This is a genomic window from Deefgea salmonis, assembly GCF_020531905.1.
Classification (GTDB): domain Bacteria; phylum Pseudomonadota; class Gammaproteobacteria; order Burkholderiales; family Chitinibacteraceae; genus Deefgea; species Deefgea salmonis.
Map to the genome: position 1 here is coordinate 402,921 of NZ_JAJAWG010000001.1, position 14,491 is coordinate 417,411.

11 protein-coding genes are annotated in these 14,491 nt (G+C 48.2%); 5 read left to right on the forward strand and 6 right to left on the reverse strand.

Annotated features, from left to right (window positions below):
* Nucleotide 1 precedes the first annotated feature (1 nt).
* The 6 genes from LG219_RS01750 to LG219_RS01775 all read right to left on the reverse strand — a co-directional run bounded on the left by LG219_RS01750 (nucleotide 2) and on the right by LG219_RS01775 (nucleotide 8,386).
* Nucleotides 2-631 carry a protein-L-isoaspartate(D-aspartate) O-methyltransferase gene (locus LG219_RS01750; RefSeq protein ID WP_226762827.1) on the reverse strand — a complete coding sequence of 210 codons (630 nt, stop codon included), beginning with the start codon at nucleotides 629-631 and terminating at the stop codon, nucleotides 2-4.
* A 20-nt stretch (nucleotides 632-651) separates the two neighbouring features.
* Entirely contained in the window at nucleotides 652-1,395 is a 744-nt protein-coding gene (gene surE, locus LG219_RS01755) for a 5'/3'-nucleotidase SurE (protein WP_226762828.1), read from the reverse strand.
* 63 nt (nucleotides 1,396-1,458) lie between these two features.
* On the reverse strand, nucleotides 1,459-2,337 hold the full coding sequence (locus tag LG219_RS01760) for a DMT family transporter (RefSeq protein WP_226762829.1): 879 nt from the start codon (nucleotides 2,335-2,337) through the stop codon (nucleotides 1,459-1,461).
* A 114-nt stretch (nucleotides 2,338-2,451) separates the two neighbouring features.
* On the reverse strand, nucleotides 2,452-3,591 hold the full coding sequence (locus LG219_RS01765) for an aromatic ring-hydroxylating oxygenase subunit alpha (protein WP_226762830.1): 1,140 nt from the start codon (nucleotides 3,589-3,591) through the stop codon (nucleotides 2,452-2,454).
* 228 nt (nucleotides 3,592-3,819) lie between these two features.
* Complete coding sequence (acnB, locus tag LG219_RS01770; RefSeq protein WP_226762831.1) at nucleotides 3,820-6,405, reverse strand: bifunctional aconitate hydratase 2/2-methylisocitrate dehydratase; 2,586 nt, start codon at nucleotides 6,403-6,405, stop codon at nucleotides 3,820-3,822.
* Nucleotides 6,406-6,901: 496 nt separating this feature from the next.
* Nucleotides 6,902-8,386, reverse strand: a complete 1,485-nt coding sequence (locus LG219_RS01775; RefSeq protein ID WP_226762832.1) for a DNA recombination protein RmuC — start codon at nucleotides 8,384-8,386, stop codon at nucleotides 6,902-6,904.
* Nucleotides 8,387-8,458: 72 nt separating this feature from the next.
* Between LG219_RS01775 and flgA the strand changes: the two genes are divergently transcribed.
* From flgA to ispH, 5 genes are all read left to right on the forward strand, one after another.
* Nucleotides 8,459-9,154, forward strand: coding sequence for a flagellar basal body P-ring formation chaperone FlgA (gene flgA / locus LG219_RS01780; RefSeq protein WP_226762833.1), 696 nt, complete (start codon nucleotides 8,459-8,461; stop codon nucleotides 9,152-9,154).
* Nucleotides 9,155-9,241: 87 nt separating this feature from the next.
* Complete coding sequence (locus LG219_RS01785; protein ID WP_226762834.1) at nucleotides 9,242-10,159, forward strand: bifunctional riboflavin kinase/FAD synthetase; 918 nt, start codon at nucleotides 9,242-9,244, stop codon at nucleotides 10,157-10,159.
* Between the two features lie 24 nt (nucleotides 10,160-10,183).
* Entirely contained in the window at nucleotides 10,184-13,063 is a 2,880-nt protein-coding gene (ileS, locus tag LG219_RS01790) for an isoleucine--tRNA ligase (RefSeq protein WP_226762835.1), read from the forward strand.
* The gene (gene lspA, locus LG219_RS01795; RefSeq protein ID WP_226762836.1) at nucleotides 13,056-13,538 is read left to right on the forward strand and encodes a signal peptidase II; all 483 of its coding nucleotides are present in this window, start codon (nucleotides 13,056-13,058) and stop codon (nucleotides 13,536-13,538) included. Before ileS ends, lspA begins: the two co-directional genes overlap by 8 nt.
* Nucleotides 13,535-14,464, forward strand: coding sequence for a 4-hydroxy-3-methylbut-2-enyl diphosphate reductase (ispH, locus tag LG219_RS01800; RefSeq protein WP_226762837.1), 930 nt, complete (start codon nucleotides 13,535-13,537; stop codon nucleotides 14,462-14,464). The genes lspA and ispH overlap by 4 nt, the downstream gene beginning before the upstream one ends.
* The last annotated feature ends 27 nt before the right edge of the window (nucleotides 14,465-14,491 follow it).

The window sequence follows — 14,491 nt, forward strand, 5'->3', positions numbered from 1 at the left end:
ATTACGAAATTCCGGATAGCAATGGGACAAATTTAACTTTTTCCAGTCGAGTTTCTGTAAAGCCTTCGTCGAGTCGCTCAATCATTCTTAATTCTTGATCAATATCGCCAACGGGGAATACTAAACGCCCCCCAATATTGAGTTGGTCCATGAGGTGTTCTGGCACAATGGGCGCTGCGGCAGTAATAATAATGGCGTCAAACGGTCCAAGTTCGGGCAGACCGTTACTGCCATCGGCATGACGCAAACGCGCATTATGCACGCCCAGCGTATTAAGTCGATCGCGGGTATTACGCACTAGGCCAGCAATTCGCTCAATGCTATGCACTGTTTTGAAGATTTTAGCCAGAATGGCAGTTTGATAGCCGCAACCAGTGCCGATTTCCAATACTTTATTGTGCTCAGGTACGGCAAAGAGCAGTTCTGACATTCTGGCAACGATATAGGGCTGAGAAATCGTTTGCGCAAAGCCAATTGGTAAAGAGAAATCATCATAAGCTTTGTGTGCTAAGGCCTCGTCGACAAAAGCGTGCCTCGGGATTTGTCCCATGATGGTGAGGATGCTTTCGTTGCAAATCCCTTGAGCACGTAGGCGTTCTATCATCCGTGTTCGGGTGCGAATGGAGGTCATGCCACTACCTTGCTGCAGCATTATGCATTTACCCACTGAGTCATAAAATCAATTTGTTGATGGGCTGTTAAATCAATAGACAGCGGTGTAATTGACACGTAACCATTCGCAACAGCGTCAAAATCAGTGCCACTGCTGGCATCGGCGACTTTACCGATGGGGCCAACCCACCAAATCGGCTCACCGCGAGGGTTTTCATCGCGAATAACCGGGGCAGATTTATGGCGTCGACCTAGTCGCGTGATTTTGGTGCCAGATAATGCCTCGTAAGCGACGTCTGGGACGTTCACATTCAACAGTACGGCGCCACGAAATGGATTTCGAATAAAACGCTGCACTAAGTCGTTTGCCACTCGCGCCGCAGTTTCAAAATGTACTGGATTATGTGATGCCAAAGAAATTGCAATTGCAGGAATGCCCAGCAAAAAACCTTCCGTTGCGGCGGCGACGGTGCCGGAATAAATCGTGTCGTCACCCATATTCGGGCCATGATTAATGCCAGCAACCACCATATCCGGCAATTCAGGCATTAAGCCGGTTGCGGCCAAGTGTACGCAGTCGGTGGGCGTGCCATTAATATAAAAAAAGCCAGCAGCAGATTGCTTGACCGACAGTGGTCGATCCAGTGTTAGCGAGTTGCTTGAGCCGCTTCGATCGCGCTCAGGTGCGCAGACAAATGTATCGCCCAGCCCACCGAGGGACATGGCTAAGGCTGCAAGCCCAGGAGAGAAATAACCATCATCATTGCTGATTAAAAAACGCATATTTAGCGGCCTTTGCTGGGGATATTTAATTGCTTTTTAGCTTACAAGAAAACAACGACTTTATTATGAATTTCGGCTTGATCTGGCGCCGATCCCTGCAAGCACAATCATCAACATGGCGACGAGTGCGAGTGACGTTGGGGCGTCGCCCCAAACCATCCAACTGAGCAAGGTAGAAAACAGTACCGTTAAATACGACAAGCTAACCATCACCAAAGAGCGCCCTTTGCGGTAAGCACGTGTCATCGCCAGTTGCGCGAGTGTGGCACAACTACCCATGCCAAAAATAATCAATCCATCGTGCACACTGGGACGGAGTAAGGGTTCGGCTTGTAGCAGCATAAAAAAACCAGCACCCAAGGTGGAAATCAATGAAAAGTAAAATACAGTTCGCCACTCAGGCTCGCCGATTTTTCCTAGCTCGCTGACATTCATATACGCCACGCTTGCCAGTAGGCCAGATAGTAGCCCCATTAAACCACCCAACCACTGCTCGGCAGCCATCGTAGGCTGCAATAAGCTGACAACACCAATAAAGCCCAATGCAATACTGCCCAATAATTGCCAATGCGGCCATTGCTTTTGACGAATCATCGTGATTAATACAAAAAACAGCGGAGAAGTGTAATTGAGTGTTACTGCCATGGATAGTGTGAGCTGACTAATCGCATAAAAATACAGCATCAACGCAATAAATCCAGCCAAGCTACGTGACAGATGCATTTTAAATGCGAGATAGCTCACTTTGAGTGTTTTGCCTTGCGGCAAAATCATTAAAGCAATAAAAATCAACCCTGCGGCGCAGCGATAAAAAACCAATTCCGCAGTACTAAAATGCACCGAACCCAGCTTAACGAATACGCCCATGGCGGCAAAAGAGAGGCTGGCCAGTATCATCCAAAATGAGCCCGACTCACGACAATAGGCAATTATTTTCTGCATAAATCCTTGGGTATGTCGATGTAAGCTATGATTTTAAAAGGCTAGCAAAGTATACAGCAGCTCAAATCAAAATACTGTTGAATAAAAACAAAGGCCGCCGAAGCAGCCTTGAGCTTATTTCTTATCGTGCGCTGGCATATATCCAGCGAGCTCACGCCGTAAAAATTGATGAAAATGTCGCATTCCATCTTCCATCGGGCTTTGATAAGGGCCGACTTCATTGCGCCCTTGTGCATGCAGCGCCTGTCGTCCAGCTTCCATTCGATTGATGATTTCTACGTCTTCAACTGCCGTTTCTGCGTAAGCGGCTTGCTCGGCCGCAATCAATTCAGGCTCGAAATACGCAACATCTTCTGGGTAATAAAACTCGACAACGTTTTTGTAACTACGCGGCCCTGTTGGAATGATGGTCGAAATCACCAGTGTATGCGGATACCATTCAACCGTAATGTTGGGGTAATAAGTCAGCCAAATTGCACCATACTTGGGTGTTTTGTCTTGTGAGTAGCGTTTCACTTGGCGATGCCAATCTTGGTACACCTTAGAACCGGGTCGGGCCAAGTCATGATGCACGCCAACGGTTTGCACTGAATACCAGTCGCCAAACTCCCATTTGAGCTGATTGCAATCGACAAAGCGCCCCAAGCCAGGGTGAAACGGCACAACGTGATAGTCTTCGAGATAAACCTCGATGAAAGTCTTCCAGTTGCCTTGGTATTCATCAATGGTCACACTATGAAAAACATACTGTGAAAAATCCAAGTCTTCTCGCACGCCCAGATTTTTTAAGTCGCGTTCAATGTCCCGTCCAGACTCAAATAGCATACCATTCCAAGATTGCAGCTCAGTTTCAGGCAAGTGCAAGCAGGGTTTTTCACTAAAGTGCGGCGCACCTAATAATTGGCCGTGCTGATCATAAGTCCAGCGATGCAAAGGGCAAACGGTATGCGTCGCATTGCCGCGACCTTCGAGCATGGTGGCTTGGCGATGACGGCAAATATTGGAGAACAGCTTAACCCCATCATCGGTGCGTTTTAAATACCGCGCGCCCTGACTTGACTCAAGGACATGATAATCGCCAGCAGCAGGCACCATCAGTGCATGGCCGATATAACGTGGACCTGGATTGAAAAGTTGTTTGATTTCTTGCTGATAGAGTGCTTCGTCAAAATAGGCCGCCACTGGTAGTGGTGTCGTTAAATCAAGTACTGAACTTGATTCTTGTGGCGTGGTTACTGTAGCCAGATTGGACATGTCCAATACCCCCTGGGCTAGAAGGTCTTGCCACTTTGTTCGTCAAGATTACCGACGCCCGATGGGTGGGCAAGCCATCAAATGAGAAAAATCAAACCCATGAGTTTGATGCGAAAAAAGGCGCTAATTTTGCCCGAATTTCAAGGCCCAAGCAAGAAAAAACAGTGTGCAATGAAGTGCTTAGCAAAAAAAAGACCCGCATTGCGGGTCTTTTGGCGTGTGGGCGAATTAAACCTTAACTTGATCCGCTTCGGCTTGATACGACTCGATTTGATTAAAGTTGAGGTATTTATAAACTTCTGCTGATTTTGGTGCCAAAATAGCCACGTCGGCCATATATTCAGCCACGGTTGGAATACGACCCAAGCGTGATGCAATCGCCGCCAATTCTGCAGAAGACAAAAACACGTTGGTATTTTTGCCTAAACGATTTGGGAAATTACGCGTTGAAGTTGAAACCACCGTTGCACCCTCACGCACCTGAGCTTGATTGCCCATGCACAATGAGCAACCCGGCATTTCAGTTCGCGCGCCTGCCGCACCGAAAGTGCCGTAGTAGCCTTCTTCAGTCAGTTGCTCTGCGTCCATTTTAGTCGGTGGTGCAATCCACAACTTGGTTGGCAAATCGCGCTTACCTTCGAGTAATTTACCCGCCGCACGGAAGTGACCGATATTGGTCATGCAAGAGCCGATAAACACTTCATCAATCTTAGTGCCGGCCACTTCAGACAAGATCTTCACATCATCAGGATCATTCGGGCATGCCAAGATTGGCTCTTTTACATCGGCCAAATCAATTTCGATCACTGCAGCATATTCAGCATCTGCATCGGGTTCGATCAAGCTTGGATTGGCCAACCAACTTTCCATGCTTGCCACACGGCGCGCCAAGGTTTTTGCGTCGCCATAACCGTTAGCGATCATCGATTTAAGTAGCACGATGTTCGATTTGAGGTATTCAGCAATAGGCTCTTCGTTCAGGCGAACCGAACAACCTGCGGCTGAGCGCTCTGCTGAGGCGTCCGTCAATTCAAATGCTTGCTCAACCTTCAGATTTGGCAAGCCTTCAATCTCAAGGATGCGGCCCGAGAAAATGTTTTTCTTACCCGCTTTCGCTACAGTCAACAAACCAGCTTTGATGGCGTACAAAGGAATTGCGTTCACCAAATCACGCAGGGTAATGCCCGGTTGCAACTCACCTTTAAAGCGAACCAGTACTGATTCAGGCATATCCAGTGGCATCACGCCCGTTGCTGCCGCAAACGCCACCAAACCGGATCCCGCTGGGAATGAAATACCGATTGGGAAACGGGTGTGTGAATCGCCGCCGGTACCGACGGTATCTGGCAACAACATCCGGTTAAGCCAAGAGTGAATCACGCCATCGCCTGGGCGCAATGAAACGCCGCCGCGATTGCGAATAAACTCAGGCAGTGTGTGGTGCGTTTTAACGTCAACAGGTTTTGGATAGGCCGCAGTGTGGCAGAACGATTGCATCACCAAATCAGCCGAGAAACCTAAGCAGGCCAAGTCTTTTAGCTCATCACGCGTCATCGGGCCGGTGGTGTCTTGCGAGCCAACCGAAGTCATTTTGGGTTCGCAGTAAGTGCCAGGGCGAACGCCCTTGCCTTCTGGTAAACCACAGGCACGGCCAACCATTTTTTGTGCTTGTGTAAAGCCTTTGTTTGACGCTACTGGATCTTGCGGTAGACGGAAAATCGTTGACGCTGGCAAGCCCAATGCTTCGCGCGCTTTTGACGTTAAGCCACGACCAATAATCAAGTTAATCCGGCCGCCGGCGCGAACTTCATCGAGCAATACGTCGGTTTTTAGCGCGAATGTAGTGATCACTTGGCCGTCTTTTTCGACTTTACCTTCAAATGGGTAAATCGTGATCACGTCGCCCATATTCAAATTCGTTACATCAAATTCGATCGGCAATGCACCGGCATCTTCCATGGTGTTGAAGAAAATCGGCGCAATTTTACCGCCGATGCAATAGCCGCCAAAACGTTTGTTTGGAACGAATGGAATGTCTTCACCGGTCCACCACAATACCGAGTTTGTCGCTGATTTGCGGCTTGAACCCGTGCCGACCACGTCACCCACGTAAGCAATCGGGTGGCCTTTTTGTTGTAAAGCCACGATTTGCTTCATTGGACCGACTGCACCTACTACGTCAGGATTGATGCCTTCGCGTGGATTTTTTAGCATCGCCAAGGCGTGCAATGGAATATCGGGGCGCGACCAAGCATCGGGTGCTGGCGACAAATCATCGGTATTTGTTTCGCCGGTGACTTTAAATACAGTCAGTGTCACTTTGGCCGGTACTTCTGGACGGCCAGTGAACCATTCGGCATCAGCCCATGATTGCAATACCGATTTGGCGTTGGCATTGCCAGCATCGGCAAGTTCTTTAACATCATGAAAGTAGTCGAACATCAGCAAGGTGTTTTTTAGGCCTGCTGCGGCGATTTCGCCCACTTCAGCGTCACCCAATAAATCAATTTGCGGTTTGATGTTAAAGCCACCCAGCATTGTGCCGAGCAATTGAGTCGCTTTAGCGCGAGAAATTAAACCACAGCTTTCGCGGCCTTGTGCGACAGCCGCTAAAAAAGCCGCTTTAATTTTGGCCGCGTCATCCACCCCTGCAGGTACACGATGTGTAATCAAATCAAGCAAAAAGGCTTCTTCGCCTGCTGGTGGGTTTTGTAGCAAAGCAATTAAATCGGCGGTTTGCTGAACAGACAATGGCAATGGCGCAATGCCTTGCGCGGCACGCTCAGCAACATGTTGACGGTAGGCTACTAGCACGGCGATACCTTTTTTTGAATTTTAAGGGGAGGAAAACTTGATCAAAAACAAATCCGAATCATTTTACCTGTTGTCCTGCGTGCTGTGAACCAATCAGTAGGCAATTTGGGCCGACTACATTTACAGCGAAGCATTGGCCAGCTGATGAATATTTATAACTGGATGAAAAATCTGAGTAACACTTTGAGTGGAATCAAATAGATAGCGCGTGAGTTTGGTGCAAATTTGCGGACAAAAACACAGTTAAATATAAGGGGTATATACAGCTAAACTTTGTATATTAAGCGCCACATGCATATACCCATCAAATATTATTTGATTTATAAATAAACGCCATTAAAACGACCCTTGGCAAAATAAAGCATGCTTTGCAGTTTTTGAGCGCAGCAAGCAACGCGCCTCGGGATATTCCCCAACAAAACGGTTTCTCATCAAGAAAGAAACACGCAAAGTGACAATTTGTGTGATTTCTGCCGTGAGACTACCGCCCAATGGTTCATTCCGCTTCAACCGCAGCCAGCACGGGTGCGCCCTCGCCTTCAAGGCGCACTTGCTCAATATTGACAAACTGGCGGGAGATTTTTTCACTGGTAATGCTCACTTCAAGCGCGTCTTCATGGGCTTGACGAATATGCGTGGCGAGGTTTTTCATCCGTTTATCAAAGCGGCCAAACTCTTGCCCCAGCTTGCCTAGCGCGTCTTTAATGATGTGTACTTGTTTGCGCGTTTCAACATCTTTGATCACCGCGCGCGCGGTATTGAGCACGGCCATCAACGTGGTTGGCGATACAATCCACACGCGGCGCTTCATCGCATACTCGACCAATTCAGGGTGGTAAGCGTGAATTTCAGCAAACACCGCCTCTGCCGGAATAAACATCACTGCGCCGTCGGCAGTCACGTTTGGAATGATGTATTTATTGGCAATGTCATCCACATGTTTTTTAACGTCCGCTTTAAAAAACCGCGTTGCGGTTAACTTGTCCATGTCGCTGCCAAACATCCGGTGATAGTTTTCTAATGGAAATTTAGAATCCACCGCAATCGTTCCGGTGGGTTCGGGTAGTTTTAATAGGCAATCCACTCGAACACCGCCCGGCAGTGTGGCTTGTAGTTCATAGGTTTGTGCCGGCAGGACATTGCTGACCAAATGATCCAGCTGAACCTCACCAAAAGCGCCACGCGAGCGTTTGTCGCCCAGTAGTTCTTGCAAGCTCACTACATTGGTGGTCAAGCCATCGATTTTCTTTTGCGCCTCATCAATCGTTGCCAGGCGCGCCATTACATTGGCAAAAGTTTCATTGGTTTTTTTAAAGCCTTCATCTAGGCGCTCAGTGACTTTGCCTGAAATTTCAGCCAAGCGTAAATCGGTCGCCTTGGTGAGTTCTCCTACGCTGGCGGTCAGTGTTTGGCTCGATTGCAGCAGGGCCGCCTGCAGTTGTTCCATTTCGCGTTTGGATTGTTCGGCCAGCATGCTGGACAGTTTGAGCAGCATGTCTTCGCGTAAGGCATCTTGCTTGCCTTGCAATGCCGCCGAAATATCACTGAGTTGCTTGAGCATTTGTTCTCGAGATTCGCCAAGGCTGGCCACCAAGGTCAGTCGCAAGGTGGATAACGCTTCGCTTTGCACCGTTTGCATTCGCACAATGGTTTCACGGCTGTCTTTCATTTCATGATTAACGCCGTTACGCAAACGCTCAAATGACTCACTCATGCTGTCACGTAAGCGCTCGCTAGAACGATTGACGGTTTCATTGAGTAAGCTACCGTGCTGAATCAGTCCTTGTTGCATTGATTCGGTTTGTTTACTCATCCCTTGATGTAAGTCATTGAGCATCTCACGGTGCTTGTGCTCTAAATCTTGGCTTAAGGTGTCGAGTACCTCACGCTGGGCGTTTGCCAGTTGATGTAAGCGACTCACCACCAAAATACCCGCCAATAAAACCACCAGGGTTGTCACTCCAAACAACAGTTCAAGCATAATGTGGCGCGTCCCAATCCCAAGAAAACAACGATTGTAGGCTAAGGCATACGATGCGACTATAATTTGCGAATGCGAAAAATCTTAATCTCTAGCTTTGCTCTGCTTTCGGGTCTGGTTGCGCCGCTCTTGGCGGCTACCAGTGGCCAAGACTTGAAAGTCATTACTCATGAAGTCAATCAATGGCTCAATGCTGAATTAGCCAATAGCCCCGGCATGGCTTCGTTTGAAGTACGCCCAGTCGATGCACGGCTCAAATTGGCGGCATGCGAGCGCCGTGAGATCAGCCTGCCTGCCGGTTATCGCTTGCTGGGTAATACCATGCTGCGGGTTAAATGTGTAGATGGCGCCAATTGGAGCTTTAATTTACCAACCAAAATTAGCATTACTGTTAGCTATGCGGTCGCAGCTCGACCGTTAGCGGCCAATCAAATCCTGGATGTCGGTGATATTGCGATGCAACAAGGTGATCTTGGCGTATTGCCGGGCTCGGTGTTTTTGGACCCAACGTCGATTTTAGGGCGAACACTCAATAGTCCGGTTTCGGCGGGACAAGCGCTGCGCCAAGAGCAACTTCGGGCTTCGATGGTTGTGTTGCAAAATCAAAAAGTAAAGATTATTTATCGGCAAGACGGCATTGAGATCACCAATGAGGGTATTGCGATGAATGCGGCAGCTGAAGGGCAACCGGTGCGAATACGTCTGGATAAAAACAAAATCATCAGTGGCACTGCACAGCAAGGCGCGATCGTGATAATGGGCCAGTAAGCCAAAGGTTATTCTGACAATTTTCACGCGAGGCGTTAGAATCTTAGGTTTGATGATTTGCCGCCCAGCGCGGCCACGATACGCTCAATGCAAGTATTACGCGGCACACCGCACACCCCACTTCCTCGTTCTGCACTCACGATTGGCAATTTTGACGGCCTGCATTGTGGACATAGTGCCATGTTGGCGCGGCTAAAAGCTGAGGCACAAGCGCGCCATCTGGTGAGTGCAGTCATGACGTTCGAACCGCACCCGCGTGAGTTATTTACGCCGGACGCTGCACCGGCGCGTTTAACCAGTTTGCGCGAAAAAATCGAGCTCCTACGCGAAGCAGGGATTGATTACCTGATTGTGCAGCATTTTAATCGCGCCTTTGCCAGTATCGACGCCCTCACTTTTCGTGACAGCATCGTTGCCCGACAGCTCAATGCACAAGTGGTTTTAGTGGGGGATGATTTTCAATTTGGCGCTAAACGCAGCGGTGATTTTAATTTACTCGCAGCGTCGAGCGATTTTGAAACGTATAGCTTGCCAACACTGAAGCAAGATGGCGAACGCGTGTCATCAACGGCCGTTCGTCGGGCACTCCATTCGGGAGAGATGACGCATGCCGCCAAACTGCTTGGACGACCGTATTCGATTGCGGGCCGAGTGGTGGGCGGCGATCGTTTAGGTCGTGAATTTGGCTTTCCAACGGCCAATATCCAACTCAAGCACAATAAACCGCCATTGTTCGGTATTTTTATCGTTGAAGTTTTAGGCTTAGAGCGCACCTATCAAGGCGTTGCCAGCCTTGGGTTTCGGCCAACGATTCATGGCGGTGATATCAAACCCAAACTAGAAGTCCATTTGTTTGACTTTAATCGCGACATTTACCGCCAGCATTTACGTGTTAACTTCCTTGCCAAATTGCGCGACGAAGAAAAATACCCTGATTTTGATACGCTGATCGCTCAGATTCAAAAAGATTGCGATCAAGCCCGCGCCTGGTTCGCCGCGCGTTAACCCATTGAGTACAAAGAGACGACTATGAGCAATAAACCTGCTAACAAATATCCAGTTAATTTATTGGATACGCCGTTTCCAATGCGTGGCGATTTAGCTAAACGCGAACCCGGCTTTTTAAAACAATGGGAAGATGCCAAAATCTACCAGCAGCTGCGTTTAGCGGCGAAAGAACAAAACCGTCCGAAATTTATTTTGCATGATGGCCCGCCCTACGCCAATGGCGATATTCATATTGGCCATGCAATGAATAAAATCTTAAAAGATATTATTTTAAAATCCAAATCACTCAGCGGTTTTGATACGCCTTACGTTCCGGGTTGGGATTGCCATGGCATGCCAATTGAGCATCAAATTGAAAAATTGGTAAAATCGGATAAAGAAGCCATTAAAGCCAATCCGGCAATTCATGCGCAAATTGTGGCGTATCGTAAAGCCAATGGCTTGGATGAAAAAGAAATCCATTTGCCAAGCTCGTTTATTCGCGAATTGTGCCGTGAATATGCGGCCATTCAAATTGAACGACAAAAAGTTGATTTTATCCGTTTGGGCGTGCTTGCTGATTGGCAAAATCCGTATCTGACGATGAATTTCAAAACTGAAGCCGACATTGTGCGCACAATGGGCAAAATTCATCACAATGGTTATTTGGTCAAAGGCCAAAAGCCTGTGCATTGGTGTGTCGACTGCGGCTCGGCCTTGGCTGAAGCTGAAGTTGAATACGAAGACAAAGTTTCAGCAGCGATTGATGTGGCCTTCCAAGTGGTCGATATGGCGGCCCTGTCTGCTGCCTTTGGTGGCGTCAATGTGGGCGAACAAACCGCGAGCGCCGTGATTTGGACCACAACGCCGTGGACTTTGCCAGCCAATCAAGCCGTTTCGGTGCACCCAGAATTCACTTACGATTTGATTGCCACTGAAAAAGGCTTGCTGATCTTAGTGCGTGAGTTGGCAGAAGCTGCATTAAAACGCTACGACATTGACGCCAATGAAGTCATTGCGCAAGCCAAAGGTGATGCGCTCAATGGCCTGTTATTGCAGCATCCATTTTTAGCCCGCCAAGTGCCGATCATCTGCGGTGAGCATGTAACCGCTGATGCCGGTACGGGCCTAGTACATACTGCGCCAGCGCACGGCCTAGAAGACTACCAAGTCGGTCTTAAATATAAATTAGCGGTCGACAATCCAGTGGCAAACGATGGTCGTTATGTCTCTACAACAGAATTCTTTGCGGGTGAAACCGTGTGGAAGGCCAATCCTAAGGTGGTTGCTTTGCTCGAAGAGCGCGGCGCACTGCTGGCTAACAAAAAACTCGAGCATAGCTATCCGCATTGCTGGCGTCACAAAACACCGCTGATTTTCCGTGCGACGACGCAATGGTTTATTGGCATGGATAAAAAAGTCGGCAATGAAACCTTGCGCGACAAAGCCAATCGTGCAGTGGATGCCACCGAGTTCTTCCCTGCTTGGGGTCGAGCACGCCTCGAGGCGATGATTAAAAACAGTCCAGACTGGTGTGTATCACGTCAACGCACGTGGGGCGTGCCGATGACGTTCTTTATTCATAAAGAAACCGCCGAATTACATCCACGCTCGACTGAGTTGCTCGAAGAAGTTGCCAAACGCATTGAACAAGAAGGCATTGAAGCTTGGTTTAAGCTTGATGCGACTGAATTGCTAGGTGATGATGCCGCGCATTATGAAAAACTCAAAGACACCATCGATGTTTGGTTTGACTCGGGTTCAACGCACTTTGCCGTAATTGAGCAACGTGAAGAGCTCAACCATGGCGACGCAAATCGCCCTGCTGCTGATTTGTATTTAGAAGGCTCAGATCAGCACCGTGGTTGGTTCCAGTCGTCATTAAAAACTGCTTGTGCCACAGTGGGTCACGCGCCGTATAAACAATTGCTGACGCATGGTTTTGTGGTCGATGGCAAAGGCATGAAAATGTCAAAATCCAAAGGCAATGTGGTTGCACCGCAGCAAGTGATTAATCAAATGGGCGCCGATATGTTGCGCCTATGGACTGCGAGTACGGATTATTCCGGTGAAGTGTCGATTTCAGATGAGATTTTAAAACGCACCACCGACTCATATCGCCGTGTTCGCAATACCTTGCGTTTCTTGTTGGCTAATTTATCTGACTTTACACCGCAAGATCGTTTGCCAGTCAGTGAACTACTGACATTAGATCGTTACGCTTTAGTTGAGTTGGCCAAATTCCAGCACAATTTGACATCATTTTATGACAAGTATGAGTTTCATCTTGGCGTGCAAGAAATTCATCGCTATTGCGCCGATGAATTGGGTGCTTTCTACCTCGATATTATTAAAGATCGACTGTATACGATGGCAGCTGGCTCGCATGGCCGCCGCTCAGCACAAACCACCCTATGGTATATCACACAAGCTTTGGTGCGTTTACTCTCGCCGATCTTGTCATTTACCGCCCATGAGGCGTGGGATGCACTGAAAAACGAAGGTAATGTCTTTGTGGGTGAATGGTTAGCATTGCCAGAAATTCATGAAGCCGATACCTTACAGGCCGCTTTTGCTTTGATTCGAGAAGTGCGTGCTAACGCGCAAAAAGATATCGAATTGCAGCGTGCTGAAGGCGTTCTTGGCTCAAGCTTACAAGCTGAAGTGACCATTCATGCACAAGGTGAAGTGTTTCAAGCCCTTGACGCTTTGGGCGATGAGCTGAAATTCATCATGATCACCTCGCAAGCTCACATTCAGCCCGGCACGCCGGCGATTGAAGTGGCTGCTGCGACCGCAGAAAAATGTGAACGCTGCTGGCACTACCACCCAAGCGTAGGTACGATTGCAGCACATCCAACACTGTGTACTCGTTGCGATTGCAATTTGCATGGTGCCGGAGAGACGCGTCAACATGCCTAAGCATTTTATGCAATTTATACTGCTGGCTTTGGTGGTTTTATCCTTAGATCAAATCACCAAACATGCTGCCGAAGCGGCATTTCAGTACGCTGAAATCTTGACGGTCATTCCGGGCTTTTTTGACTTAACGCTGAGATATAACCCCGGTGCCGCCTTTTCATTTTTGGCGGATGCTGGCGGCTGGCAGCGCTACTTTTTTACTGGCTTAGCACTGATTGTGTCGGTGGTTTTGGTTTTTTTAATCAAAAAACATCACGCCGAAACACGGTATGCTCTGGCCTTGGCATTGATTCTGGGCGGCGCTTTAGGGAATGCCATTGACCGTATGGTGTTTGGTCATGTGATTGATTTTTTGCTGTTTCATTGGAAAAACCAGTGGTATTACCCCGCATTTAATCTCGCAGACTCCGCAATCTGTATCGGTGCCGTCTTAATGGTGATTGATAGCTTTAAAAAACCTGAGAAAACCTTATGAGTATGAATATCATTTTGGCGCAGCCCCGTGGTTTTTGCGCTGGCGTTGATCGTGCGATTGCCATTGTTGAGAAAGCACTAGAAAAATATGGCGCACCGATTTATGTGCGCCATGAGGTGGTACACAATAAATTTGTGATTGAAGATCTCAAAGCCAAAGGCGCGATCTTTATCGAAGATTTATGTGATGTGCCTAGCGGCAATACGCTTATTTTTTCCGCACATGGCGTTTCGCAAGCGGTGCGCGCTGAAGCGGCTGAGCGCGGTTTAAATATTTATGATGCAACCTGCCCTTTAGTGACCAAAGTCCATTTGGAAGTGAAACGTTTGCGCGAGCAAGGTTTTGAAATCGTGATGATTGGCCATAAAGGTCACCCAGAAGTTGAAGGTACGATGGGTCAGGCACAATCGGGAATGTATTTAGTCGAAGAGCCTAGCGATGTCGCTCATTTAGAAGTAAGCGATGCCAGCAAGTTGGCCTATGTCACTCAAACCACCTTATCAGTCGATGATGCTCAAGTGGTGATTGAAGCATTACGAGCACGTTTTGCTGAGATTGTTGGCCCTAAAAAAGACGATATTTGCTATGCAACACAAAACCGCCAAGATGCAGTCAAGCAACTAGCACGTGATGTGGATATTTTAATTGTCGTTGGCTCGCCCAATAGCTCAAACTCGAATCGTCTGCGCGAAGTGGGTACCAGTCTAGGGATTGATGCTTACATGGTGGACAATGAAACTGAACTCAATGCCGCTTGGTTTGATCAAAAAATGAGAGTGGGCATTACCGCAGGAGCCTCCGCCCCCGACGTTTTGGTGCAACAGGTTATTGCCAAGATCAAAAGCTTTGGTGCAGATTCAGTCGTTGCCATGGATGGGATTGAGGAGAATGTGATTTTCTCTTTGCCAAAAGGCTTATTGTCTTAAGCTGAATGGGGACTCGCAATGCAAAAC

Bases quoted from the DNA above. Each gene is read 5' to 3' on its own strand.
- flgA (WP_226762833.1), top strand. From the start codon at position 8,459: ATGCGAAAAATCTTAATCTCTAGCTTTGCTCTGCTTTCGGGTCTGGTT.
- LG219_RS01765 (WP_226762830.1), bottom strand. From the start codon at position 3,591: ATGTCCAATCTGGCTACAGTAACCACGCCACAAGAATCAAGTTCAGTA.
- surE (WP_226762828.1), bottom strand. From the start codon at position 1,395: ATGCGTTTTTTAATCAGCAATGATGATGGTTATTTCTCTCCTGGGCTT.
- ispH (WP_226762837.1), top strand. From the start codon at position 13,535: ATGAGTATGAATATCATTTTGGCGCAGCCCCGTGGTTTTTGCGCTGGC.
- ileS (WP_226762835.1), top strand. From the start codon at position 10,184: ATGAGCAATAAACCTGCTAACAAATATCCAGTTAATTTATTGGATACG.
- LG219_RS01760 (WP_226762829.1), bottom strand. From the start codon at position 2,337: ATGCAGAAAATAATTGCCTATTGTCGTGAGTCGGGCTCATTTTGGATG.
- lspA (WP_226762836.1), top strand. From the start codon at position 13,056: ATGCCTAAGCATTTTATGCAATTTATACTGCTGGCTTTGGTGGTTTTA.
- LG219_RS01750 (WP_226762827.1), bottom strand. From the start codon at position 631: ATGACCTCCATTCGCACCCGAACACGGATGATAGAACGCCTACGTGCT.
- LG219_RS01775 (WP_226762832.1), bottom strand. From the start codon at position 8,386: ATGCTTGAACTGTTGTTTGGAGTGACAACCCTGGTGGTTTTATTGGCG.
- LG219_RS01785 (WP_226762834.1), top strand. From the start codon at position 9,242: ATGCAAGTATTACGCGGCACACCGCACACCCCACTTCCTCGTTCTGCA.